A 2396-nucleotide genomic window follows, 5' to 3' on the forward strand; every position below is an offset into this window, starting at 1 on the left:
CCGCACGGCAACGACCAGTTCAACTACGACTGGAACATCCAGAACTGGACCGTGGAGCCGGACGCGAACGGCAAGGCGGTGATGTACACCAATGCCGCGCCGATCGACTACTTCGAGCAGCCCTGGGTCAACCTGGGCCTGTGGGCCGGCAACAAGCTGATCTGGGCGCACATGCTCTCGGCCAAGCCCTTCCTCGATGGCGTGGCCGGAGGCGATCTCGCCGAGTCCTACGTCATGAGCGAGGACGGCAAGACGCTGACCTTCACCATGCGTGACGGCATCAAGTGGCATGACGGCAGCCCGATCACCGTCGACGACGTCACCTTCAGCCTCGAGTTCGCGCTGAAGACCCCCAACCTGCATGGCGTCGTGGCCAGCACCCTGAACTCGATGGAAGGCGCCGCCGAGTACGTCGCCGGCACCGCCGAGCACGTCTCGGGTATCTCGGCCGAGGGCAATACGGTCACCATCAAGTTCGCCAAGGTGAACGCCAACGTGCTGCTCAGCTTCACCCAGTGGGGCCCCTTCCCCAAGAAGTACTTCGAGGGCGTCGACCCCACGCTCGTCCAGCAGGCCGAGTTCTGGCAGAAGCCGATCGGCTCCGGCCCGTTCATGGTCGAGGAAGCCAAGTTCGGCGACTTCTCGTCCTTCGTGGCGTTCCCGGACTACTATGAGGGCAAGCCCAAGATCGAGCAGGTCATCGCCTGGGCCAGCGCCGACGGCGACGTGAACATGGTCAAGAACGCCGCGGCCAACCGCATCGACATGGCCATCACCAAGGTCGTGAGCGACATCGAGGCGATCAAGGCGCTGGACTTCATGCAGCTGACGCCGCTGGATATCCCCTACACGCGCATGATCTGGATCAACCAGTACGACAAGTAAGGCAGTTCCTGCCCTGGGCGCCGCGGCCTCGGTCGCGGCGCCCGCCCCTCGCCCCATCGTCGACCTGTCGGGACACCCGGATGCTGACATATATCGTCCGACGCCTTCTCATCATCGTCCCGATGGCGATCGGCATCAGCTTCCTCGTCTACCTCGCCCTCGACCTTTCCCCCGGTGATGCCGTCTCCCGGATGCTCAGCCCGGAGCGCACGGTCGATCCCGCCAAGCTCGCCGAACTGCGCAAGGCGCTCGGTCTCGACGCCCCGCTGCTGGTCCGCTTCTGGATCTGGTTCAGCGGCGTGGTACAGGGCAATTTCGGCCGCACCCTCACCGGCGGCGTGCCGATCTCCCGCATTCTCATGGAGCGCCTTCCGGCGACGCTCGAGCTCTCCGTGGTCGCGCTGGTGCTCTCGAGCATCTTCGGCGCCATCCTGGGCACCATCAGCGCCCTGCGCCGCGGCACCGCAACCGACAACGTCCTCACCGTCGCGGGCATGATCGGCGTTTCGATCCCCGAGTTCTTCTTCGGCCTCGTCGCCATCGTCGTGTTCGCCCTCAACCTGCAATGGCTGCCGGTCGGGGGTCGGCTGCTGCCGAGCTATACCAGCTACTGGGACCACATCCCCAACCTCGTCATGCCGGCTCTCGTGCTCTCGATCATGATGACCGCCGGCGTGATGCGCTATGCGCGCTCCGCCATGCTCGACGCGCTGAGCCGCGAGTTCATCAAGACCGCCCGCTCCAAGGGCCTGCCGGAATGGCGGGTCAACCTGCTGCACGGCTTCCGCGTCGCCCTCACCCCGGTCATCGTCCTGATCGGCTTCCGCCTGCCGATCCTGATCGGCGGCTCGGTGATCGTCGAACAGGTCTTCCAGTGGCCCGGCCTCGGCAGCCTGTTCGTCATGGCGGTCCGTAACAAGGACCTTCCGGTTGTCATGACCATCGCGCTCCTCACGGTGATCCTGGTGCTGGTCGTCAGCCTCGTCATCGACATCCTGACGGCGATCATCGACCCGCGCGTGCGACTGGGGAACTGACCATGGCACTCTCCGACATCGCCCGGCACCGCACCTACCTCGACCGCCGCTTCGACCGCATCCGCGCCCTTGAGGAGGCCGGGCAGCTGAAGACTCCGAGCGGCAGCCGGGTGGTCCGCAAGTTCATCAACAACCGCCTTGCGCTCATCGGGCTCATCGTCTTCACCATCATCCTGCTGGCCTCGATCTTCGCGCCGCTCCTCACCCCCTGGGACCCCACCAAGATCAACCTGCGCGCCATCAACCAGCCCCCCTCCTGGGAACACTGGTTCGGCACCGACAAGACCGGCCGCGACGTCTTCGCACGGGTGCTCTACGGCGGCCGCGTCTCGATCCTCGTGGGCCTGGGCAGTGCGCTGATCTCGGCCGCGGTCGGCGTCATCATCGGCTGCTATGCAGGCTATGTCGGGGGCTGGCTCGATGCGGTGATGATGCGCATCTCGGAGGCCATCATGGCCTTCCCCGAGATCATCC

Annotated in this window: 3 protein-coding genes; all 3 read left to right on the forward strand. The window is 65.4% G+C overall.

Annotated elements, in window-relative coordinates:
* Window positions 1–885, forward strand: an 885-nt coding sequence (locus ACE3TU_RS21425; protein WP_374627883.1) for an ABC transporter substrate-binding protein, incomplete at its 5' end; no start/stop codon positions are given.
* 80 nt (window positions 886–965) lie between these two features.
* Window positions 966–1922 carry an ABC transporter permease gene (locus ACE3TU_RS21430; RefSeq protein ID WP_374627884.1) on the forward strand — a complete coding sequence of 319 codons (957 nt, stop codon included), beginning with the start codon at window positions 966–968 and terminating at the stop codon, window positions 1920–1922.
* Between the two features lie 2 nt (window positions 1923–1924).
* Window positions 1925–2396 (forward strand): ABC transporter permease (locus ACE3TU_RS21435; protein WP_374627885.1); only part of this gene is annotated, 472 nt, incomplete at its 3' end.

Origin of the sequence: Devosia sp., assembly GCF_041917035.1 — a bacterium.
Taxonomy (GTDB): domain Bacteria; phylum Pseudomonadota; class Alphaproteobacteria; order Rhizobiales; family Devosiaceae; genus Devosia_A.

Excerpts from the sequence above, each read along its gene's own strand:
- ACE3TU_RS21430 (WP_374627884.1), top strand. The coding sequence starts at position 966 with ATGCTGACATATATCGTCCGACGCCTTCTCATCATCGTCCCGATGGCG.